This is a genomic window from Pseudomonas sp. MYb13, from assembly GCF_002980075.1.
Lineage (GTDB): Bacteria > Pseudomonadota > Gammaproteobacteria > Pseudomonadales > Pseudomonadaceae > Aquipseudomonas > Aquipseudomonas lurida.
The window spans coordinates 1-22,720 of record NZ_PCQI01000012.1 but is presented as its reverse complement, the minus strand read 5'-3'; the positions used below and the strand labels follow the sequence as shown (position 1 = coordinate 22,720).

Below are 22,720 nucleotides of genomic sequence, written 5' to 3'. Positions count from 1 at the left end.
CTTAACGCTTGGCTTTCTTGTCTGCCACGTGCCCACGATAAGTGCGGGTACCGGCAAACTCGCCTAGTTTGTGGCCGACCATGTCTTCGTTAACGAGAACTGGGACGTGTTGACGACCGTTGTGTACTGCGATGGTCAGACCGACCATTTGTGGCAGGATCATCGAACGACGCGACCAGGTCTTAACTGGTTTGCGATCGTTCTTTTCCGCCGCCACTTCGATCTTCTTCAGTAGGTGAAGATCAATAAAAGGACCTTTTTTCAGAGAACGTGGCACTGTCGTATCCCTCTATTTACTTGCGACGACGGACGATCATTTTGTCGGTACGCTTATTACCACGAGTCTTCGCGCCCTTAGTCGGGAAGCCCCATGGCGATACCGGATGACGACCACCAGAGGTACGACCTTCACCACCACCGTGTGGGTGGTCAACCGGGTTCATGGCAACACCACGAACGGTTGGGCGAACGCCACGCCAGCGTTTGGCACCAGCTTTACCCAGCGAACGCAGGCTGTGCTCGGAGTTCGAGACTTCACCCAGGGTCGCGCGGCACTCAGCCAGCACTTTACGCATCTCACCAGAACGCAGACGCAGGGTCACGTAGACACCTTCACGAGCGATCAGCTGAGCCGAAGCACCAGCGGAACGAGCGATTTGCGCGCCTTTACCTGGCTTCAATTCGATGCCGTGTACGGTGCTACCAACTGGAATGTTGCGCAGTTGCAGAGCGTTGCCCGGCTTGATCGGTGCCAGGGCACCTGCGATCAGCTGGTCGCCAGCGCTCACGCCTTTAGGGGCGATGATGTAGCGACGCTCGCCATCTGCGTACAGCAGCAGAGCGATGTGAGCAGTACGGTTTGGATCGTATTCGATACGCTCGACAGTGGCAGCGATGCCATCTTTGTCGTTGCGACGGAAGTCGACCAGACGATAATGCTGCTTATGGCCACCACCGATGTGACGAGTGGTAATACGACCATTGTTGTTACGACCACCAGACTTCGATTTCTTCTCGAGCAGCGGTGCGTGAGGAGCGCCTTTATGCAGCTCCTGGTTGACCACCTTGACCACAAAACGGCGGCCAGGGGAAGTCGGTTTGCATTTAACGATTGCCATGATGCACCCCTTCCTTACTCAGCACTGCTGCTGAAATCGAGATCTTGGCCTGGCTGAAGGGAGATAACTGCCTTCTTCCAGTCATTACGCTTGCCCAGACCGCGAGCAGTGCGCTTGCTCTTACCCAGAACGTTCAGGGTAGTAACACGCTCTACTTTCACGCTGAACAGGCTTTCGACGGCCTTCTTGATTTCCAGCTTGGTTGCGTCAGTTGCAACCTTGAAAACGAACTGGCCTTTCTTGTCAGCCAGAACCGTAGCCTTTTCGGAAACGTGCGGGCCAAGCAGAACTTTAAATACGCGTTCCTGGTTCATCCCAGCAGCTCCTCGAATTTCTTCACGGCCGACACGGTGATCAACACCTTGTCGTATGCGATCAGACTAACTGGATCGGAACCTTGCACGTCACGTACATCAACGTGTGGCAGGTTACGAGCAGCCAGGTACAGGTTCTGATCAACAGCTTCAGACACGATCAAAACGTCGGTCAGGCTCATGTTGTTCAGTTTGCCCAGCAGATCTTTGGTTTTTGGACTTTCAACAGCGAAGTCCTGAACCACGACCAGACGATCAGTACGCACGAGTTCAGCAAGGATGGAGCGCAGTGCTGCGCGGTACATCTTCTTGTTGAGCTTCTGAGAGTGATCCTGTGGACGAGCTGCGAAAGTGGTACCGCCGCCGCGCCAGATTGGGCTACGGATCGTACCAGCACGAGCACGGCCAGTACCTTTCTGACGCCAAGGGCGCTTACCGCCACCACGAACGTCGGAACGGGTCTTTTGCTGCTTGCTACCTTGACGGCCGCCGGCCATGTAGGCCACGACTGCTTGGTGAACCAGCGTCTCGTTGAATTCGCCGCCAAATGTCAGTTCGGAAACTTCGATCGCTTGAGCGTCATTTACATTTAATTGCATGTCAGCTTCCCCTTAACCGCGAGCCTTGGCCGCTGGACGTACAACCAGGTTGCCGCCAGTAGCGCCAGGAACAGCACCCTTGACCAACAACAGATTGCGTTCAGCGTCGACGCGCACTACTTCGAGGGACTGCACGGTCACGCGCTCAGCGCCCATATGACCGGACATTTTTTTGCCCTTGAATACACGACCAGGAGTCTGGCACTGGCCAATAGAGCCCGGGACGCGGTGGGAAACGGAGTTACCGTGAGTGTTGTCTTGGCCACGGAAATTCCAACGCTTGATCGTACCCTGGAAGCCTTTACCTTTGGACTGACCGGTTACATCAACCAGTTGACCAGCAGCGAAGATTTCAGCATTGATCAGATCGCCAGCCTGGTAGTCGCCGTCTTCAAGACGGAACTCCATAACAGTGCGACCAGCTGCAACGTTTGCTTTAGCGAAGTGACCTGCTTGAGCAGCAGTCACGCGCGAAGCACGACGCTCGCCGACAGTGACTTGCACTGCACGATAGCCATCGGTTTCTTCAGTTTTGAACTGGGTGACGCGATTCGGCTCGATCTCAATGACCGTGACCGGAATGGAGACACCTTCTTCGGTGAAAATACGGGTCATACCGCATTTACGACCGACTACACCAATAGTCATGTTGTAAACCTCATGAGTGTACGGGGCTTTCACCCGCTATGGCCGCCCATTTCAGAGCGTTACACGACTAAGACCCGAGTCTTAGCCGAGGCTGATCTGTACTTCCACACCGGCCGCCAGATCGAGCTTCATAAGTGCATCAACGGTTTTATCCGTTGGCTGGACGATGTCCAGTACGCGCTTATGAGTACGGATCTCGTACTGGTCACGCGCGTCTTTGTTGACGTGCGGGGAGACCAGAACGGTGAACCGCTCTTTACGGGTAGGCAGTGGAATTGGACCACGCACTTGAGCACCAGTACGTTTCGCGGTTTCCACGATTTCCTGGGTGGATTGGTCGATCAGGCGATGGTCAAAAGCCTTCAACCTGATACGGATTTGCTGATTTTGCATTGGATTTCAGACTCCGGCTGCTATTCCCAGCGAGCGCAATACGCCCGTTAAAAGGAGGCGCAATTCTATAGACGCCCCAGATAGGTGTCAACCCAATAAAAAAGGCCCCCGCTGAGCGGGGGCCTTCTCAAAAAAACCGAGCTATCTCAGAAGAGATAATTACTCGATGATTTTAGCTACAACGCCAGCACCAACGGTACGGCCGCCTTCACGGATAGCGAAGCGCAGACCGTCTTCCATTGCGATGGTTTTGATCAGGGTAACAGTCATTTGAATGTTATCGCCTGGCATTACCATTTCAACGCCTTCTGGCAGTTCGCAGTTACCGGTCACGTCAGTAGTACGGAAGTAGAACTGTGGACGGTAGCCTTTGAAGAACGGAGTGTGACGGCCGCCTTCTTCTTTGCTCAGAACGTAAACTTCTGCGGTGAACTTGGTGTGCGGCTTAACCGAACCCGGCTTAACCAGAACCTGGCCACGCTCAACGTCGTCACGCTTGGTACCACGCAGCAGAACGCCGCAGTTCTCGCCAGCACGACCTTCGTCGAGCAGTTTGCGGAACATTTCAACACCGGTGCAGGTGGTGACGGTGGTGTCACGCAGACCAACGATTTCCAGTGGATCCTGAACGCGAACGATACCGCGCTCGATACGACCAGTCACAACAGTACCACGACCGGAGATCGAGAATACGTCTTCGATTGGCATCAGGAACGGCTTGTCGGTCAGACGAACTGGTTCTGGGATGTAGGTATCCAGGGTTTCAACCAGTTTACGAACGGCAGTGGTGCCCATTTCGTTTTCGTCGTTACCTTCCAGAGCCATACGAGCAGAACCGATGATGATCGGAGTGTCGTCGCCTGGGAAGTCGTAAGTGCTCAGCAGATCGCGCACTTCCATCTCAACCAGTTCCAGCAGCTCAGCGTCGTCTACCAGGTCAGCCTTGTTCAGGAAAACCACGATGTACGGAACGCCTACCTGACGGGACAGCAGGATGTGCTCACGGGTTTGTGGCATCGGACCATCAGCGGCCGAGCAAACCAGGATAGCGCCGTCCATCTGGGCAGCACCAGTGATCATGTTCTTCACGTAGTCAGCGTGACCTGGGCAGTCAACGTGAGCGTAGTGACGAATAGTCGAGTTGTACTCAACGTGCGCGGTGTTGATGGTGATACCACGAGCTTTTTCTTCTGGTGCGCTGTCGATCTTGTCGAAGTCAACACGAGCCGAACCGAAAACTTCGGAGCAGACGCGAGTCAGAGCAGCGGTCAGAGTGGTTTTACCGTGGTCAACGTGGCCGATGGTGCCAACGTTTACGTGCGGTAGGGAACGATCAAATTTTTCTTTAGCCACGACAATTAACTCCTTGCCTAAAGGACTGAATCAGCCTTGTTTTTTGGATACAGTTTCAGCGATGTGCGCCGGAGCTGTGTTGTATTTTTTGAATTCCATAGAGTAGCTTGCGCGACCCTGGGACATGGAGCGAACGTCGGTCGCGTAACCGAACATCTCACCCAACGGAACCTCGGCGCGAATCACTTTGCCGGAAACCGTGTCTTCCATACCCAAGATCATGCCGCGACGACGGTTAAGGTCGCCCATGACATCACCCATATAGTCTTCAGGTGTAACAACTTCTACCGCCATGATTGGCTCAAGCAACTCACCACCGCCCTTCTGGGCCAGTTGCTTGGTTGCCATGGAAGCAGCCACCTTAAACGCCATCTCGTTGGAGTCGACGTCGTGGTAAGAACCGTCAAAAACGGTTGCTTTCAGGCCGATCAGCGGATAGCCGGCAACAACACCGTTCTTCATCTGCTCTTCGATACCCTTCTGGATAGCAGGGATGTATTCCTTAGGAACAACACCACCTACTACTTCGTTCACGAATTGCAGACCTTCCTGACCTTCGTCAGCAGGAGCAAAACGGATCCAGCAGTGACCGAACTGACCACGACCGCCGGACTGACGAACGAACTTGCCTTCGATTTCACAGTTCTTCGTGATGCGCTCACGATAGGAAACCTGAGGCTTACCGATGTTGGCTTCGACGTTGAACTCACGGCGCATCCGGTCAACCAGGATGTCCAGGTGCAGCTCGCCCATGCCGGAGATGATCGTTTGACCAGTCTCTTCATCAGTCTTGACGCGGAAAGATGGATCTTCCTGAGCAAGTTTGCCCAGAGCGATACCCATTTTTTCCTGGTCATCCTTGGTCTTAGGCTCTACGGCAACCGAAATAACCGGCTCCGGGAAGTCCATGCGAACCAGGATGATTGGCTTGGCAGCGTCGCACAAAGTCTCACCAGTGGTGACGTCCTTCATGCCGATCAGGGCCGCGATGTCACCAGCGCGTACTTCCTTGATCTCTTCACGGGCGTTTGCGTGCATTTGCACCATACGACCCACGCGCTCTTTCTTGCCTTTAACCGAGTTGATCACGCCGTCGCCGGAGGCCAACACGCCCGAGTAAACGCGGACGAAGGTCAAAGTACCCACGAATGGGTCAGTAGCGATCTTGAACGCCAGAGCCGAGAACGGCTCGCTGTCATCGGCGTGACGCTCCATCTCTTCTTCCTCGTTATCAGGGTTGGTACCCTTGATAGCAGGAATGTCGGTTGGAGCAGGCAGGTAGTCGATAACGGCGTCGAGAACCAGGGGAACACCCTTGTTCTTGAAGGAAGAACCGCAAACAGCCAAGACGATCTCACCAGCGATAGTACGCTGACGCAGAGCGGCCTTGATTTCCACGTTGGTGAGTTCTTCACCTTCGAGGTACTTGTTCATCAGCTCTTCGCTGGCTTCGGCAGCAGCCTCAACCATGTTGTTACGCCACTCGTCAGCCAGTTCCTGCAGTTCTTCAGGGATAGGCTTACGAACAGGAACCATACCTTTGTCAGCGTCATTCCAGTAAACAGCTTCCATGTTGATCAGGTCGATCTGACCTTGGAAGTTGTCTTCGGAACCGATAGCCAATTGGATTGGCACCGGGGTGTGACCCAGACGCTGCTTGATCTGGCCGATCACGCGCAGGAAGTTGGCACCAGCACGGTCCATCTTGTTTACGTAAACAAGACGTGGAACGCCGTATTTGTTGGCTTGACGCCATACGGTTTCCGACTGAGGCTCAACACCCGAAGTACCGCAGAACACAACGACAGCGCCGTCGAGTACACGCAGGGAACGCTCAACTTCAATGGTGAAGTCTACGTGGCCCGGGGTATCGATTACGTTGAAGCGATGCTCGTCTTTGTACTGCTTCTCGGAACCTTTCCAGAAGGCGGTAATAGCAGCAGAAGTAATGGTAATACCACGCTCCTGCTCCTGAACCATCCAGTCTGTGGTCGCGGCGCCATCATGCACCTCGCCCATTTTGTGACTTTTGCCGGTGTAAAACAGTACGCGCTCGGTGGTGGTGGTTTTACCAGCATCCACGTGAGCAACGATACCGATGTTACGGTAGCGGCTAATCGGAGTAGTACGAGCCATAAAGCCCTCGCAAAATTAGTGAAGCTAAGATTAGAAGCGGTAGTGCGAGAAAGCTTTGTTAGCTTCAGCCATACGGTGCACGTCTTCACGCTTCTTAACAGCAGCACCTTTACCTTCAGCAGCGTCCAACAGTTCGCCAGCCAAACGCAGAGCCATAGACTTCTCGCCGCGCTTACGGGCGAAGTCTACCAACCAGCGCATTGCCAGAGCGTTACGACGGGACGGACGAACTTCAACCGGAACCTGGTAAGTAGCACCGCCTACACGGCGCGACTTCACTTCGACCAGCGGAGCGATGGCGTCGAGAGCTTTCTCGAAGATTTCCAGGGGGTCGCTGTTCTTGCGTTCTTTAACCTTTTCCAGCGCGCCATAAACGATACGCTCGGCAACGGCTTTCTTGCCGCTTTCCATCACGTGGTTCATGAACTTGGCCAGAATTTGGCTTCCGTATTTTGGATCGTCAAGCACTTCGCGCTTGGCTGCTACGCGTCTTCTTGGCATGGATAAGCCCTCAAACGGTCTTCAGGTTCGCTCGGAATCGGTGCCCTTTCGGGACGCCTCCGACCTTACTCTTATCGACTCAGAAAATAAGATGATTCAGTTTTACAAAAAGCCGCTACTACTTAGGCTTCTTGGTACCGTACTTCGAACGACCCTGGTTACGACCTTTAACGCCGGAAGTATCCAAGGAGCCGCGTACGGTGTGGTAACGAACACCTGGCAAGTCTTTTACACGACCGCCGCGGATCAATACCACGCTGTGCTCTTGCAGGTTGTGACCTTCACCACCGATGTACGAGGAAACCTCGAAACCGTTGGTCAGGCGCACACGGCATACTTTACGCAGTGCCGAGTTAGGTTTTTTCGGCGTAGTGGTATACACGCGAGTGCATACGCCACGACGTTGCGGGCAGTTCTGCAGCGCAGGTACGTCGGATTTCTCGACGATACGCTTACGCGGCTGACGTACCAGCTGGTTGATAGTTGCCATCTACTAGCTCCACTGTTGTCTTGCGACGCTATTGTCTTGCAAGAAAAGCAAAATGGCAGGAACGAATTCCCGCCAAATTTAGGGGTACAAGAGTCTAAAGAGGATCTTGTCCCCAGTCAAGGCAAGGCCCCGACCTCCCCTCTCATCGAACCGGGGCAAAAATGCCTCGATCCGACGAATGGGGGCTGCCAGGGCCCAGACTTATTTATCGCAGAACTCAGTTACCGCTTGAGTTCAGCGCTTCGGTCAGTGCAGCTTCCACTTCACTGGCGCTTACGCGCAACGGCTTGTCAGCATCACGGCGGCGCTTGCGCTCGCTGTGGTAAGCCAAACCGGTACCGGCTGGGATCAGACGACCCACAACCACGTTTTCTTTCAGGCCGCGCAAGTAATCGCGCTTGCCGGTTACCGCTGCTTCGGTCAGTACGCGAGTGGTCTCCTGGAAGGAGGCCGCCGAGATGAACGATTCAGTCGACAACGACGCCTTGGTGATACCCAGCAGCACGCGAGTGAACTTGGAAACGAATTTCTCTTCGTTCGCCAGGCGCTCGTTTTCCACCAGTACGTGAGTCAGTTCCATCTGGTCGCCCTTGATGAAACTGGAATCGCCGGATTCAGCGATTTCAACTTTACGCAGCATCTGACGCAGGATGGTCTCGATGTGCTTATCGTTGATCTTCACGCCTTGCAGGCGGTAAACGTCCTGGATCTCGTTAACGATGTACTTGGCCAGCGCACTCACACCCAGCAGACGCAGGATGTCGTGTGGATCGCTCGGACCGTCGGAGATAACTTCGCCGCGGTTTACCTGTTCGCCTTCGAACACGTTCAGGTGACGCCACTTCGGAATCAGCTCTTCATACGGATCGCTACCGTCGTTCGGGGTAATAACCAGACGGCGCTTGCCCTTGGTTTCTTTACCGAACGCGATGGTGCCGCTGACTTCAGCCAGAATCGACGCTTCTTTCGGACGACGCGCTTCGAACAAGTCGGCAACACGCGGCAGACCACCGGTGATGTCACGGGTTTTCGAAGTTTCTTGCGGGATACGCGCGATAACATCACCGATCGCGATCTTCGCACCATCCGCTACACCGACCAGGGCGTTGGCTGGCAGGAAGTACTGAGCGATTACGTCAGTGCCTGGCAGCAACAGATCCTTGCCGTTGTCATCAACCATCTTCACGGCAGGACGGATGTCTTTACCGGCAGCTGGACGATCTTTGGCGTCGAGTACTTCAATGTTGGTCATACCGGTCAATTCGTCAGTCTGACGCTTGATCGTGATGCCCTCTTCCATGCCCACGTAGGTCACGGTACCTTTCATTTCGGTAACGATTGGGTGAGTGTGCGGATCCCACTTGGCCACGATTGCGCCAGCGTCGACCTTGTCACCTTCTTTAACCGAAATCACAGCACCGTACGGCAGCTTGTAACGCTCACGCTCACGACCGTAGTCATCAGCGATTGCCAGCTCACCGGAACGGGACACAGCAACCAGGTGGCCATCCACTCGCTCAACGTGCTTGAGGTTGTGCAGACGGACCGTACCGCCATTCTTCACCTGAACACTGTCAGCTGCGGAGGTCCGGCTTGCCGCACCACCGATGTGGAACGTACGCATGGTCAGCTGGGTACCCGGCTCACCGATGGACTGGGCAGCGATAACGCCGACCGCTTCACCGATGTTCACCTGGTGACCACGAGCCAAGTCACGGCCGTAGCACTTGGCGCAGATACCGTAGCGGGTTTCGCAGCTGATCGGCGAGCGAACAATCACTTCGTCGATGCTGTTGAGTTCGATGAACTCGACCCACTTCTCGTCGACCAGGGTGCCGGCAGGAACGATAACTTCCTCGGTACCTGGCTTGAATACGTCACGGGCAATGACACGACCCAATACGCGCTCACCCAGCGGCTCTACAACGTCACCGCCTTCAATGTGCGGAGTCATCAGCAGGCCATGCTCGGTGCCGCAATCGATCTCGGTCACGACCAGATCTTGTGCAACGTCTACCAGACGACGAGTCAGGTAACCGGAGTTAGCGGTTTTCAACGCGGTATCCGCCAGACCTTTACGAGCACCGTGAGTCGAGATGAAGTACTGAAGTACGCTCAAACCTTCACGGAAGTTCGCAGTAATCGGCGTTTCGATGATGGAACCGTCCGGCTTGGCCATCAGGCCACGCATACCGGCGAGCTGACGGATCTGCGCGGCAGAACCCCGTGCGCCCGAGTCGGCCATCATGTACATCGAGTTGAAGGACTCTTGATCAACTTCGTCACCGTGACGGTCGATGACTTTCTCTTTCGAGAGGTTGGCCATCATCGCCTTGGAAACTTCGTCGTTCGCCTTCGACCAAAGGTCGATTACTTTGTTGTACTTCTCGCCCTGGGTTACCAGGCCGGAGGCGTACTGGCTTTCGATTTCTTTCACTTCGTCGGTGGCTGCACCGATGATGCGGGCTTTTTCATCCGGGATAACGAAGTCGTTAACACCGATGGAAACGCCGGAAATGGTCGAGTAAGCAAAACCGGTGTACATCAACTGGTCAGCGAAGATAACGGTCTCTTTCAAACCAACCACGCGGTAGCACTGGTTGATCAGCTTGGAGATCGCCTTTTTCTTCATCGGCAGGTTGACGACGTCGTACGACAGACCTTTCGGCACAACTTGATACAACAGCGCACGGCCGACAGTCGTGTCGACGATACGAGTGTTGGTCACGCTGCCGCCATCACGGTCGTTGACGGTTTCGTTGATCCGCACTTTGACCTTGGCGTGCAGTGCGGCTTCGCCGGCACGGAACACACGGTCAACTTCTTGCAGGTCAGCGAACACACGACCTTCGCCCTTGGCGTTGATCGCTTCACGAGTCATGTAGTACAGACCCAATACAACGTCCTGCGACGGAACGATGATTGGCTCACCGTTGGCTGGCGACAGAATGTTGTTGGTCGACATCATCAACGCGCGCGCTTCCAACTGGGCTTCCAGTGTCAGCGGTACGTGCACGGCCATTTGGTCGCCGTCGAAGTCGGCGTTGTACGCAGCACAGACCAGCGGGTGCAGCTGGATAGCCTTACCTTCGATCAGTACTGGTTCAAACGCCTGGATGCCCAGACGGTGAAGGGTCGGTGCACGGTTGAGGAGAACCGGGTGTTCGCGGATCACTTCAGCGAGAACGTCCCAAACCTCTGGCAGTTCGCGCTCGACCATTTTCTTGGCCGCTTTGATAGTGGTCGCGAGACCGCGCATTTCCAGCTTGCCGAAGATGAATGGCTTGAACAGCTCAAGTGCCATCTTCTTAGGCAGACCGCACTGGTGCAGACGCAGGGTCGGGCCTACGGTAATTACCGAACGACCGGAGTAGTCAACACGCTTACCGAGCAAGTTCTGACGGAAACGACCTTGCTTACCCTTGATCATGTCAGCCAGGGATTTCAGAGGACGCTTGTTCGAACCGGTGATAGCGCGGCCACGACGACCGTTGTCGAGCAAGGCATCGACAGCTTCTTGCAACATACGCTTTTCGTTGCGCACGATGATGTCCGGAGCGGACAGATCAAGCAGGCGCTTCAAGCGGTTGTTACGGTTGATCACGCGACGGTACAGGTCGTTGAGGTCGGAAGTCGCGAAACGACCACCGTCCAACGGTACCAGCGGACGCAGGTCTGGCGGCAGAACCGGCAGAACGGTCAGCACCATCCACTCTGGCAGGTTGCCGGAGCCCTGGAAGGCCTCCATCAACTTCAGACGCTTGGACAGCTTCTTGATCTTGGTTTCGGAGTTGGTTTGCGGAATTTCTTCACGCAGACGGCCAATCTCGTGTTCCAGGTCGATAGCGTGCAGCAGTTCGCGGACAGCTTCGGCACCCATGCGGGCATCGAAATCGTCGCCGAACTCTTCCAGCGCTTCGAAGTACTGCTCGTCGTTCAGCAGCTGGCCTTTTTCAAGGGTGGTCATGCCTGGATCGATAACGACATAGCTCTCGAAGTAGAGAACGCGTTCGATATCACGCAGGGTCATGTCCATCAGCAAGCCGATACGGGACGGCAGCGATTTCAGGAACCAGATGTGGGCAACCGGCGAAGCCAGTTCGATGTGCGCCATACGCTCACGACGAACCTTGGCCAGTGCAACTTCAACGCCGCACTTCTCGCAGATCACACCACGGTGCTTCAAGCGCTTGTACTTACCGCACAGGCACTCGTAATCCTTAACCGGGCCAAAGATCTTGGCGCAGAACAGGCCGTCACGCTCGGGTTTGAACGTACGGTAGTTGATGGTTTCCGGCTTTTTAACTTCACCGAACGACCACGAACGGATCATCTCAGGCGATGCCAACCCAATACGGATGGCGTCGAACTCTTCGACTTGACCCTGGTTTTTCAGCAAATTCAGTAGGTCTTTCAAGGCCTTTCCTCCTGGCGGAGCAGAGAGCGGGCTAAACAGCCCCGCTCTCGATTCGCGTCACGTGTTATTCGGTTTCCAGATCGATATCGATGCCGAGGGAACGAATTTCTTTGATCAACACGTTGAAAGACTCGGGCATGCCCGGCTCCATACGGTGATCGCCGTCCACGATGTTTTTGTACATCTTGGTCCGACCGTTCACATCGTCCGACTTCACTGTGAGCATTTCTTGCAGAGTGTAAGCAGCACCGTATGCTTCCAGTGCCCAGACCTCCATCTCCCCGAAACGCTGACCACCGAACTGAGCCTTACCACCCAGCGGCTGCTGGGTAACCAGGCTGTACGAACCGGTAGAACGAGCGTGCATCTTGTCGTCTACCAAGTGGTTCAGCTTCAGCATGTACATGTAGCCAACAGTAACCGGGCGCTCAAACTTGTTGCCGGTACGTCCGTCGAACAGCTGCATCTGGCCGCTTTCTGGCAGGTCTGCCAGTTTCAGCATGGCCTTGATTTCGCTTTCCTTGGCACCGTCGAACACCGGGGTAGCCATCGGAACGCCGCCGCGCAGGTTCTTCGCCAGGTCCAGGATTTCCTGGTCGGAGAAGGTGTCCAGCTCTTCGTTGCGACCGCCGATCTCGTTGTAGATCTCGTGCAGGAACTTACGCAGGTCTGCGACCTTGCGCTGCTCTTCGATCATACGGTTGATCTTCTCGCCCAGACCTTTGGCCGCGAGGCCCAGGTGGGTTTCAAGGATCTGACCAACGTTCATACGCGAAGGTACGCCCAACGGGTTGAGGACGACGTCGACCGGGGTGCCATTGGCATCGTGCGGCATGTCTTCAACCGGCATGATCACAGAGACCACACCTTTGTTACCGTGACGACCGGCCATCTTGTCGCCCGGCTGGATGCGGCGACGGATTGCCAGGTAAACCTTGACGATTTTCAGCACGCCTGGAGCCAGGTCATCGCCCTGCTGCAGTTTGCGCTTCTTGTCTTCGAACTTGTCGTCCAGCAGACGGCGACGATCAACGATGTAGGCCTGGGCCTTCTCGAGCTGCTCGTTCAGAGCATCTTCAGCCATGCGCAGTTTGAACCACTGGCCGTGCTCAAGACCGTCGAGGACTTCGTCGGTGATGTCCTGACCTTTCTTCAGGCCTGCGCCACCTTCGGCCTTATGGCCTACCAGGGCGGAACGCAGACGTTCGAAGGTCGCACCTTCAACGATACGGAACTCTTCGTTGAGGTCCTTGCGGATCTCGTCGAGCTGGGTCTTCTCGATGGACAGTGCACGAGCATCACGCTCAACGCCGTCACGGGTGAAGACCTGTACGTCGATGACAGTACCTTTGGTACCGGTAGGTACGCGCAGGGAGGTGTCTTTAACGTCGCTGGCTTTTTCACCGAAGATCGCGCGCAACAGCTTCTCTTCCGGAGTCAGCTGGGTCTCGCCTTTCGGAGTGACCTTACCAACCAGGATGTCGCCCGCGCCTACTTCAGCACCTACGTAAACGATACCGGCTTCGTCCAGCTTGTTCAGTGCAGCTTCACCCACGTTCGGGATGTCTGCAGTGATTTCCTCTGGCCCAAGCTTGGTGTCACGGGCCACACAGGTCAGTTCCTGAATGTGGATCGTGGTGAAACGGTCTTCCTGAACAACACGCTCGGACAGGCAGATGGAGTCTTCGAAGTTGAAGCCGTTCCACGCCATGAACGCGATGCGCATGTTCTGACCCAGCGCCAGTTCACCCATGTCGGTGGACGGGCCGTCAGCCATGATGTCGCTGCGCTGAACGCGATCACCCTTGCTCACCAGCGGACGCTGGTTAATGCAGGTGTTCTGGTTCGAGCGGGTGTATTTGGTCAGGTTGTAGATGTCGACACCGGCTTCGCCAGTTTCTACTTCGTCATCGGCAACACGAACCACGATACGGCTAGCATCCACAGAATCGATCACGCCGCCACGACGAGCCACGACGCAAACGCCGGAGTCACGAGCTACGTTACGCTCCATGCCGGTACCTACCAGCGGCTTGTCAGCGCGCAGGGTGGGTACAGCTTGACGCTGCATGTTGGAACCCATCAACGCACGGTTGGCGTCATCGTGCTCCAGGAACGGGATCAGCGACGCTGCAACCGAAACTACCTGCTTCGGCGAAACGTCCATCAAGGTGACGTCTTCCGGCGCCTTGACGGTGAACTCGTTCAGGTGACGAACAGCTACCAGTTCGTCGATCAGGACTTTCTTGTCGTTCATCGTGGCCGAAGCCTGAGCGATCACGTGATCTGCTTCTTCGATGGCGGACAGGAATACGATCTCGTCGGTGACCAGAGCGTCTTTCACCACGCGGTACGGGCTCTCGAGGAAGCCGTACTGGTTGGTGCGCGCATAAGCGGCCAGGGAGTTGATCAGACCGATGTTCGGACCTTCCGGCGTTTCGATCGGGCAAACACGACCATAGTGCGTCGGGTGTACGTCACGAACTTCAAAGCCAGCACGCTCACGGGTCAGACCGCCCGGGCCCAGTGCGGATACACGGCGCTTGTGGGTGATCTCGGAGAGCGGGTTGTTCTGGTCCATGAACTGGGAAAGCTGGCTGGAACCAAAGAACTCTTTCACCGCCGCAGCCACTGGCTTGGCGTTGATCAGGTCTTGCGGCATCAGGCCTTCGCTTTCAGCCATCGACAGACGCTCTTTGACCGCACGCTCAACACGTACCAGGCCAACGCGGAACTGGTTCTCGGCCATTTCGCCTACGCAGCGAACACGACGGTTACCCAGGTGGTCGATGTCATCGACGATGCCTTTGCCGTTACGGATGTCGACCAGGGTCTTCAGGACCGCAACGATATCTTCCTTGCACAACACGCCCGAACCTTCGATCTCGGTACGACCGATACGACGGTTGAACTTCATCCGGCCGACCGCAGACAGGTCATAGCGCTCAGGGCTGAAGAACAGGTTGTTGAACAGGGTTTCGGCAGCGTCTTTGGTCGGTGGCTCGCCAGGACGCATCATGCGATAGATCTCGACCAGCGCTTCCAATTGGTTGCTGGTGGAGTCGATCTTCAGTGTGTCGGAGATGAACGGACCGCAGTCGATGTCGTTGGTGTACAGGGTCTCGATACGAACAACCTGGGCCTTGGCGATTTTGGCCAGGATCTCGGTGTTCAGCTCGGTGTTGCACTCAGCCAGGATTTCGCCTGTAGCCGGGTGAACGATGACCTTGGCGGTAGTGCGACCCAGGACGTAGTCCAGAGGCACTTCCAGTTCCTTGATACCGGCTTTTTCGATCTGGTTGATGTGGCGCGCAGTGATACGACGGCCAGCTTCAACAATGACCTTGCCTTTTTCATCCTGGATGTCCAGGACGGCAATTTCACCACGCAGACGCGAAGCGATCAGCTCCAGCTTGAGGGTTTCATCCTTCAGGCTGAATACGTTGGTGGTGTAGAAGGCGTCCAGCACTTGCTCAGTGGTATAGCCGAGCGCGCGCAGCAGTACCGAGGCCGGCAGCTTGCGACGACGGTCGATACGCACGAACACGCAGTCTTTCGGGTCGAACTCGAAGTCCAACCACGAACCACGGTACGGAATGATCCGCGCGGAGTACAGGAGCTTGCCGGAGCTGTGCGTCTTGCCGCGGTCGTGGTCGAAGAACACGCCCGGGGAACGGTGCAGCTGGGAAACGATCACACGCTCGGTACCGTTGATAACGAAGGTACCGTTCTCAGTCATCAATGGGATTTCGCCCATGTAGACTTCTTGCTCTTTGATGTCCTTGATCGCTTTGTTCGACGATTCTTTGTCGAAAATGATCAGGCGGACTTTTACCCGCAAAGGTACGGCGTACGTAACACCGCGCAACACGCATTCTTTGACATCAAATGCCGGTTCGCCCAGGCGATAACCCACGTACTCCAGCGCAGCATTGCCGGAGTAGCTGATGATCGGGAAAACGGATTTGAAGGCCGCATGCAGGCCCACGTCGCGGAACTGATCTTTGGTCGCTCCCGCCTGCAAGAATTCACGATACGAATCCAGCTGGATAGCCAGAAGGTACGGGACATCCATGACGTCCGGCAACTTGCTAAAGTCCTTGCGGATACGTTTTTTCTCAGTATATGAGTAAGCCATCAGCGTTCCCCAGCTTGGTCACCTGCTTGTTTGGCCCCTCCGACGGGAGCAGCCAGAAAATCTTGCAAACCCCATGGTTTGCACCACCGCTTCGGGTGGCTACAGCGCGTTAATGGCGGCGACCGAGTCGACAGCCAAGAACGGAAAAAGGCCGGTGGCAAGAGCCACCAGCCATCAGCCTTCAGCTTAACGCTTGGGCTGGAGACGCAAGGTCGATGCTTACTTCAGCTCGACTTTAGCGCCTGCTTCTTCCAGAGTAGCTTTGGCTTTGTCAGCTGCGTCTTTGGCAACAGCTTCCAGAACCAGGGCAGGAGCGCCGTCAACTACAGCCTTGGCTTCTTTCAGGCCCAGACCGGTCAGTTCACGTACTGCCTTGATCACGTTTACTTTCTTCTCGCCAGCTTCGGTCAGCATGACGTTGAATTCGGTTTGCTCTTCAACAACGGCAGCAGCAGCAGCTGGGCCAGCGGAAGCAGCGGCAGCGGAAACGCCGAATTTTTCTTCGAAAGCTTTGATCAGCTCAACAACCTGCAGAACCGACATTTCAGCTACGGCGTTGAGGATATCGTCTTGGGAGATAGACATTGCTGTATTTCCTGAATTGGGGGACGGCCTACTCGGCCATCGAAATAAACAAAAATACGCGAGAGAAGTCGCTCAGCCTTAGGCTGCGGCGGCTTCTTTTTGCTCGCGAACTGCGGCCAGAGTACGAGCCAGCTTGCTGGTAGCGCCTTGAATCACGCTCATCAGCTGCGAAATGGCTTCGTCGCGGGTCGGCAGTGTTGCCAGTACGTCGATTTGGTTAGCTGCGAGGAACTTGCCCTCGAACGCAGCTGCCTTGATCTCGAACTTATCCTGACTCTTGGCGAATTCTTTGAACAAACGGGCAGCAGCGCCTGGATGTTCTTTGGAGAACGCGATCAGAGTCGGGCCGGTGAACACGTCGTTGAGAACACTGTATTCAGTGTCAGCAACAGCGCGCTTGAGCAGGGTGTTACGTACAACACGTACGTATACGCCAGCTTCACGAGCCTCTTTACGGAGTCCGGTCATAGCGCCTACTGTCACACCACGGGCATCAGCCACGACAGCGGACAGAGCAGCTTTGGCAGCCTCGTTGACTTCAGCGACGATGGCCTTCTTGTCTTCGAGATTAATTGCCACGGGTTTAACTCCTGCTTGTTACCGTTTCATCTGGCCGGAGCCGGATGTCGTTTTGGTGTCTGATTCGGTAAGGAACCGGGAGCACCATCTGCGTAGGCTTGTGGTTTAAGACTTGCGTCGCCTACGGTCTTGGATAGCCCCCGCCAGGCAGGGACCCCAATTTTTTCAATTGACGTAATCTCTCACGCCAACCTGTGTCTTATACGTCGAGCGAACCTTGGTCGATGACCAGACCTGGGCCCATAGTGGTGCTCAGGGTAACGCGCTTGACGTAGATACCTTTCGAGGAAGCTGGCTTGATACGCTTCAGATCAGCGATCAGGGCTTCAACGTTTTCCTTCAGCTTGACGGCATCGAAGCCGACTTTGCCAACGGAGGTGTGAATGATGCCGTTTTTGTCGGTGCGATAACGAACCTGACCAGCCTTGGCGTTTTTAACCGCGGTAGCTACGTCTGGCGTTACGGTGCCGACTTTCGGGTTAGGCATCAGGCCACGTGGACCCAGGATCTGACCCAACTGACCTACAACGCGCATTGCATCCGGGGAAGCAATAACTACGTCGTAGTTCAGGTCGCCGCCTTTCATTTCGGCAGCCAGGTCGTCCATGCCAACGCGATCAGCGCCGGCGGCCAGAGCAGCTTCAGCTGCCGGGCCTTGGGTGAAGACAGCTACACGTACAGTCTTGCCAGTACCGTGTGGCAGCACAGTTGCGCTACGAACGACCTGGTCGGATTTACGTGGGTCAACACCCAGGTTCACAGCAACGTCAACGGACTCGCTGAACTTGACAGTCGACAGCTCGGTCAGCAGGGCGGCGGCGTCTACAAAGTTGTAGGACTTGCCCGCTTCGATTTTGCCGGCGATAGCCTTTTGGCGCTTGGTCAGCTTAGCCATTACACACCCTCCACGTTAAGGCCCATGCTACGAGCAGAACCGGCGATGGTACGCACGGCTGCATCCATATCAGCTGCAGTCAGATCCGCGTTTTTGGTTTTCGCGATTTCTTCCAGCTGAGCACGAGTCACGGTGCCAACCTTAACGGTGTTCGGACGAGCGGAACCGCTAGTCAGACCAGCAGCTTTCTTCAACAGAACCGATGCCGGGGTCGACTTGGTTTCGAAAGTGAAGCTACGGTCGCTGTATACAGTGATGATCACTGGAGTCGGCAGACCTGGCTCAAGACCCTGAGTACGGGCGTTGAAGGCCTTGCAGAATTCCATGATGTTCACGCCGTGCTGACCCAGAGCTGGACCGACGGGTGGGCTAGGGTTGGCCTGAGCGGCCTTCACTTGCAGCTTGATGTAAGCGGTAATCTTCTTGGCCATGAGGCACTCCAATTACGGGTTCAAGCGCCTCGAAAGGCTCCCCGGTTACTTGCGCGTTTATCCCAGTGACGACAAAACCCCACAGCCTAAGGCTGCGGGGTTGGGATGCTTGCTCAGCTAGACCTTCTCGACCTGGCTGAACTCCAACTCTACCGGAGTAGAGCGACCGAAAATGAGCACTGCCACTTGGATCCGGCTCTTTTCGTAGTTAACTTCTTCGACAGTACCGTTGAAATCAGCAAACGGACCATCTGTGACACGAACAACCTCACCCGGCTCGAAGAGCGTCTTCGGCTTAGGCTTGTCGCTACCATCAGCAACACGACGCAGAATCGCTTCCGCCTCTTTGTCGGTGATAGGAGCAGGCTTATCAGCAGTACCGCCAATGAAACCCATGACACGAGGAGTGTCCTTGACCAAGTGCCAAGTACCTTCATTCATGTCCATCTGAACCAGCACATAGCCAGGGAAGAACTTGCGTTCGCTTTTGCGCTTCTGGCCATTCCGCATTTCAACCACTTCTTCAGTGGGAACCAGAATTTCGCCGAAGCCATCTTCCATGCCTGCCAGCTTTACGCGCTCTAGCAAAGAGCGCATAACATGCTTCTCGTAACCCGAGTAAGCATGCACAACGTACCAACGCTTAGCCACGGGACACCCTTAGCCAACAATCAAGGAAACAAGCCAGCCGAGCAGGGAATCAAGCCCCCACAACAGCAACGCCATAACCAGTACAACAGCCACAACGATCAACGTGGTCTGCGTGGTTTCTTGGCGAGTCGGCCAAACGACTTTACGGATTTCGGTGCGAGCTTCCTTTACCAGGACCGCGAAAGACTTGCCTTTGGCAGTCTGCAGGCCTACAAAGGCAGCTACAGCAGCAAGGGCAAGCAAAGCGAGTACGCGGTACAGGATCGGCGAAGCAGAATAGTACTGATTGCCAACAACGCCTACGACCACCAAGGCGACTACAGCGAGCCACTTGACCAGATCGAAACGAGAGCTTTGAGCTTCAGCCTTAGGAGTCATCTATGAAGATCCTGTGAAAAGAAAGCCAGACACACCACGTGAATCTGGCAGGTCAGGAGGGAATCGAACCCCCAACCTACGGTTTTGGAGACCGTCGCTCTGCCAATTGAGCTACTGACCTAAAACAAAATCAGGCCGACCATTATGCAGGCCTGAAAAAGACTTTACAACAACCAACCCCACTAGACTTGAAATCGCCCTACAAGACCAGGCGCAACACCATCAAGCCGAGGTAGCTGCTAAAACAAAGGCAGATATTTTCATATCTGCCTTGTTATATGGAGCTCTTGAGCGGATTTGAACCGCTGACCTCACCCTTACCAAGGGTGTGCTCTACCAACTGAGCTACAAGAGCAAAACACCTGCACAACCTGCAAACTTGGAGCGGGTAGCGGGAATCGAACCCGCATCATCAGCTTGGAAGGCTGAGGTTCTACCACTAAACTATACCCGCGGAGCTTGCAGCTCACGCTAAAAATGGTGGAGGGGGAAGGATTCGAACCTTCGAAGTCGTAGACGTCAGATTTACAGTCTGATCCCTTTGGCCGCTCGGGAACCCCTCCTAAGCGAGCCGGCATTTTACATTACGCCGGCCTTCTGTCAAGCATTTTCTCATTTAAAAATATGAGGTTAGCTGCATTGACCTTCGCTTCACCTTGTTGACCTTGAAGGTCTTCACTGCGAAGCGGGCGCCATTCTATGCAAACTATTCGAGAGTTGCAACGCCTTCGCACAACATTATTTTATGTTTTAACTCATTGAATTCCTTAGCAAGGTTTTCAAAGGGCAGATCGTCAGCAAGGCGTCGACTTTCGGGGGCTACGCGGAGCCAGTAGCCCGAGGCATCCGCAGTATTCAACAATTGAACCTTGACCTTTATATCCAGGCTCGTGAGCCGTTGCTCAACAGACTGAGCCTGGCGCAGATCCGCAAAGCCACCGATGTACAGGCAAGTGCTTTGCGTCTCTGACGCTTTTGCGCGATCTCGGCGCACCACAGCGTCAGAGGACTCACTGAGCAGGCGAATGTCCTGCTGTGAGCCTTTGTAAAGGCTCAGGGGCGTGACATCTTTAGCGCGCAACGGCGCTTCTTGTTGATGCCAAATGTAGTAGAAGGCGTTGAGAACAAGTAGAAGCAAAAACAGCCAACGCATAATCACCTCAGGACAAAGGGCAAGCCATCGCCAAGCCGACAAATACCAGGTCAGGAACGAGTCGCGCCTGCGGCACTGCATCCGTCACCAGATCAGCGTCTCCTCCGGTCAGGAACACGGTGAAGTCATCCCCCCAATAGCTTCTCGCCAACTCTAACTGAGTCAGTACAAACCCTCTCAGCATCAGCGTGCAGCCACGCTCCACCGCCTCTACGGTGGTACGACCCGGGGAGAGGCGCTCGAGCGCCCTTTCAGCGGCGGCGTCGTCATAGCGTATCTTGCGCGTGTGGGTTCGCAGTTGGTTGCGCATGAGAGGCATACCTGGGCAAATGAACCCACCCAGATGCTCGCCGTCCGCCGCAATAAAATCTGCTGTGGCTGCCGTGCCAAAATCAAGCACCAGACAAGCGCCGCGCGCCAGCTTGAACCCACCAAGCATCGCCAACCAGCGATCAAGCCCCAGACGCTCGAAATCTTCGTAGCCGTTGCGCACCCCAGCTATCTCTCGTGCGGGAGCAGCACACGAAACAGCAATGCCGAAAGCCTCATGCAGGGTCGCAACCAGCTTGCTTGTTTCTTCCAAGGCGCGAACGCTCACCAATCGGCAGCGCGTCAGTAACAACCCAGGAAGCGCTACCAGGCTTTCAATCAACGCCAGATCCGAACCAACAACCCCCTCCGCCGAAGCGCTCGCCTTTTCCGACTCGAGCACACGCCATTTGATAAAGCTATTCCCACAGTCGAGCTCAAGAATCATCACGCAACCTCAGGCTTAACTCTCCGCCACTGTAAATTTTCTCAACGCCATCGACGTCCAAGCGCAATGCCCCCTGACGGTCTACACCCAGCACGACCCCATCAACCTGGTTAACACCCGCTATAAGAGACACCGGCCGCCCCTGCCATGCGTGATTCTGCTCCCACTCCTCTTGAAGCGCGACAAAACCGCCCTTGCGATGCTGATCAAGGTAGCCTTGCAACTGCAGCCCCAGCTGCGCCACTAACGCGTTGCGATCAACCGGAAAGCCGGTCTCAAGCTGCACCGAAGTCCATTGCTGGTCTACTTCGTCAGCTCTCTGCATATTCACATTGATACCTATTCCGAGGACAACGTGACAGATATCAGCAGGGTCCCCTACCAACTCCAGCAAAATTCCGGCGATCTTCTTCTGCCCGACCAGGACATCGTTTGGCCACTTCAGCCCAGCCCCCCGCACACCCGACTCGCGCAAGGCCTGCATGACCGCCAAACCTACGACGAGGCTTAGCCCCTCCAATTGCCGAAGACCAGCCTCAATACGCAATACAAGACTGTAATAAACGTTTTGCGCAAAAGGGCTGACCCACTTCCGCCCTCTTCTGCCTCTTCCCGCTGTTTGCTGTTCAGCAAGCACCAGGAACGGCGCCGCGCAACCCGCATCAACAAGACGCAAGGCTTCGGCATTCGTGGAGTCAATGGAATCAGATATATGAACAGGCCATGCCAACGAGGGTGCGTGCAGCGCAATATCCTCAGCACTCAAGAACACCAGCGGTGACGCCAACTGGTACCCCTTGCCCCGAACCTTATGGATGGGCAGATTCAACTCAGCCTCAAGGTGCTGGAGCTGTTTCCAGACAGCACTGCGACTGACACCAAGGGCGGCGCCAAGTGCTTCTCCGGAATGAAACCGGCCATCTTTCAGAAGTTTTAACAACGTCAGCATGCAAGTATCGCCTCACAATGAGGCACGCATGATAGCCATGCGCAGGGTCATTGCATAGAAACGCCGGACTTTAGCATTGAAGGACGGGCCAATGAGCCTTTACGAACTTTTCGACCACCCAAAACAAAACCCCTGTTTGCGTTAGCAAACAGGGGTTCTGGAATTTAATCTTGACGATGACCTACTCTCACATGGGGAAACCCCACACTACCATCGGCGATGCATCGTTTCACTG

The 22,720-nt window shown here is 55.2% G+C and carries 21 protein-coding genes and 4 tRNA genes; all 25 read right to left on the bottom strand.

Annotated elements, in window-relative coordinates:
- Position 1: 1 nt before the first annotated feature.
- On the bottom strand, positions 2–277 hold the full coding sequence (rpsS, locus tag CQ002_RS19985) for a 30S ribosomal protein S19 (protein ID WP_002555486.1): 276 nt from the start codon (positions 275–277) through the stop codon (positions 2–4).
- 16 nt (positions 278–293) lie between these two features.
- A complete protein-coding gene (gene rplB, locus CQ002_RS19980) occupies positions 294–1,118 on the bottom strand; it encodes a 50S ribosomal protein L2 (protein ID WP_003186055.1) in 825 nt (274 codons plus the stop codon).
- A gap of 14 nt (positions 1,119–1,132) precedes the next feature.
- Complete coding sequence (gene rplW / locus CQ002_RS19975) at positions 1,133–1,432, bottom strand: 50S ribosomal protein L23 (RefSeq protein WP_002555488.1); 300 nt, start codon at positions 1,430–1,432, stop codon at positions 1,133–1,135.
- Entirely contained in the window at positions 1,429–2,031 is a 603-nt protein-coding gene (rplD, locus tag CQ002_RS19970) for a 50S ribosomal protein L4 (RefSeq protein ID WP_003176424.1), read from the bottom strand. The genes rplW and rplD overlap by 4 nt, the downstream gene beginning before the upstream one ends.
- Positions 2,032–2,043: 12 nt before the next feature.
- Positions 2,044–2,679 (bottom strand): 50S ribosomal protein L3, encoded by a 636-nt coding sequence (rplC, locus tag CQ002_RS19965; protein WP_003194649.1) that lies wholly within the window; start codon positions 2,677–2,679, stop codon positions 2,044–2,046.
- A gap of 81 nt (positions 2,680–2,760) precedes the next feature.
- Positions 2,761–3,072 (bottom strand): 30S ribosomal protein S10, encoded by a 312-nt coding sequence (gene rpsJ / locus CQ002_RS19960; RefSeq protein WP_003186070.1) that lies wholly within the window; start codon positions 3,070–3,072, stop codon positions 2,761–2,763.
- A 159-nt stretch (positions 3,073–3,231) separates the two neighbouring features.
- A complete protein-coding gene (gene tuf, locus CQ002_RS19955; RefSeq protein WP_025857206.1) occupies positions 3,232–4,425 on the bottom strand; it encodes an elongation factor Tu in 1,194 nt (397 codons plus the stop codon).
- A gap of 30 nt (positions 4,426–4,455) precedes the next feature.
- Positions 4,456–6,561, bottom strand: coding sequence for an elongation factor G (fusA, locus tag CQ002_RS19950; protein WP_034109562.1), 2,106 nt, complete (start codon positions 6,559–6,561; stop codon positions 4,456–4,458).
- A gap of 30 nt (positions 6,562–6,591) precedes the next feature.
- On the bottom strand, positions 6,592–7,062 hold the full coding sequence (gene rpsG, locus CQ002_RS19945; RefSeq protein WP_002555493.1) for a 30S ribosomal protein S7: 471 nt from the start codon (positions 7,060–7,062) through the stop codon (positions 6,592–6,594).
- A 118-nt stretch (positions 7,063–7,180) separates the two neighbouring features.
- A complete protein-coding gene (gene rpsL / locus CQ002_RS19940) occupies positions 7,181–7,552 on the bottom strand; it encodes a 30S ribosomal protein S12 (RefSeq protein ID WP_002555494.1) in 372 nt (123 codons plus the stop codon).
- 217 nt (positions 7,553–7,769) lie between these two features.
- Positions 7,770–11,969, bottom strand: coding sequence for a DNA-directed RNA polymerase subunit beta' (rpoC, locus tag CQ002_RS19935; RefSeq protein WP_034109564.1), 4,200 nt, complete (start codon positions 11,967–11,969; stop codon positions 7,770–7,772).
- A 64-nt stretch (positions 11,970–12,033) separates the two neighbouring features.
- Positions 12,034–16,107 (bottom strand): DNA-directed RNA polymerase subunit beta, encoded by a 4,074-nt coding sequence (gene rpoB / locus CQ002_RS19930; RefSeq protein WP_034109566.1) that lies wholly within the window; start codon positions 16,105–16,107, stop codon positions 12,034–12,036.
- A gap of 219 nt (positions 16,108–16,326) precedes the next feature.
- Complete coding sequence (gene rplL / locus CQ002_RS19925; RefSeq protein WP_034109568.1) at positions 16,327–16,692, bottom strand: 50S ribosomal protein L7/L12; 366 nt, start codon at positions 16,690–16,692, stop codon at positions 16,327–16,329.
- Between the two features lie 78 nt (positions 16,693–16,770).
- A complete protein-coding gene (rplJ, locus tag CQ002_RS19920; protein ID WP_016969477.1) occupies positions 16,771–17,271 on the bottom strand; it encodes a 50S ribosomal protein L10 in 501 nt (166 codons plus the stop codon).
- Between the two features lie 199 nt (positions 17,272–17,470).
- Positions 17,471–18,166: a 50S ribosomal protein L1 gene (gene rplA, locus CQ002_RS19915; RefSeq protein WP_003176434.1), complete on the bottom strand. Its 696-nt coding sequence runs from the start codon at positions 18,164–18,166 to the stop codon at positions 17,471–17,473.
- Entirely contained in the window at positions 18,166–18,597 is a 432-nt protein-coding gene (rplK, locus tag CQ002_RS19910) for a 50S ribosomal protein L11 (RefSeq protein WP_003176435.1), read from the bottom strand. The genes rplA and rplK overlap by 1 nt, the downstream gene beginning before the upstream one ends.
- 117 nt (positions 18,598–18,714) lie before the next feature.
- Entirely contained in the window at positions 18,715–19,248 is a 534-nt protein-coding gene (nusG, locus tag CQ002_RS19905; protein ID WP_003176436.1) for a transcription termination/antitermination protein NusG, read from the bottom strand.
- A gap of 9 nt (positions 19,249–19,257) precedes the next feature.
- Entirely contained in the window at positions 19,258–19,626 is a 369-nt protein-coding gene (gene secE, locus CQ002_RS19900) for a preprotein translocase subunit SecE (RefSeq protein ID WP_003194658.1), read from the bottom strand.
- Positions 19,627–19,671: 45 nt separating this feature from the next.
- Positions 19,672–19,747: transfer RNA gene (locus CQ002_RS19895), tRNA-Trp, on the bottom strand.
- Between the two features lie 158 nt (positions 19,748–19,905).
- A tRNA-Thr gene (locus CQ002_RS19890) sits at positions 19,906–19,981 on the bottom strand.
- A 25-nt stretch (positions 19,982–20,006) separates the two neighbouring features.
- Positions 20,007–20,080 (bottom strand) — tRNA-Gly (locus CQ002_RS19885).
- A gap of 24 nt (positions 20,081–20,104) precedes the next feature.
- Positions 20,105–20,189, bottom strand: a tRNA-Tyr gene (locus CQ002_RS19880).
- 143 nt (positions 20,190–20,332) lie between these two features.
- A complete protein-coding gene (locus CQ002_RS19875) occupies positions 20,333–20,779 on the bottom strand; it encodes a hypothetical protein (protein ID WP_034109570.1) in 447 nt (148 codons plus the stop codon).
- A 7-nt stretch (positions 20,780–20,786) separates the two neighbouring features.
- The gene (locus CQ002_RS19870; RefSeq protein ID WP_098467451.1) at positions 20,787–21,536 is read right to left on the bottom strand and encodes a pantothenate kinase; all 750 of its coding nucleotides are present in this window, start codon (positions 21,534–21,536) and stop codon (positions 20,787–20,789) included.
- Positions 21,526–22,485, bottom strand: a complete 960-nt coding sequence (gene birA, locus CQ002_RS19865) for a bifunctional biotin--[acetyl-CoA-carboxylase] ligase/biotin operon repressor BirA (protein ID WP_098467452.1) — start codon at positions 22,483–22,485, stop codon at positions 21,526–21,528. The genes CQ002_RS19870 and birA overlap by 11 nt, the downstream gene beginning before the upstream one ends.
- Positions 22,486–22,720: the final 235 nt, after the last annotated feature.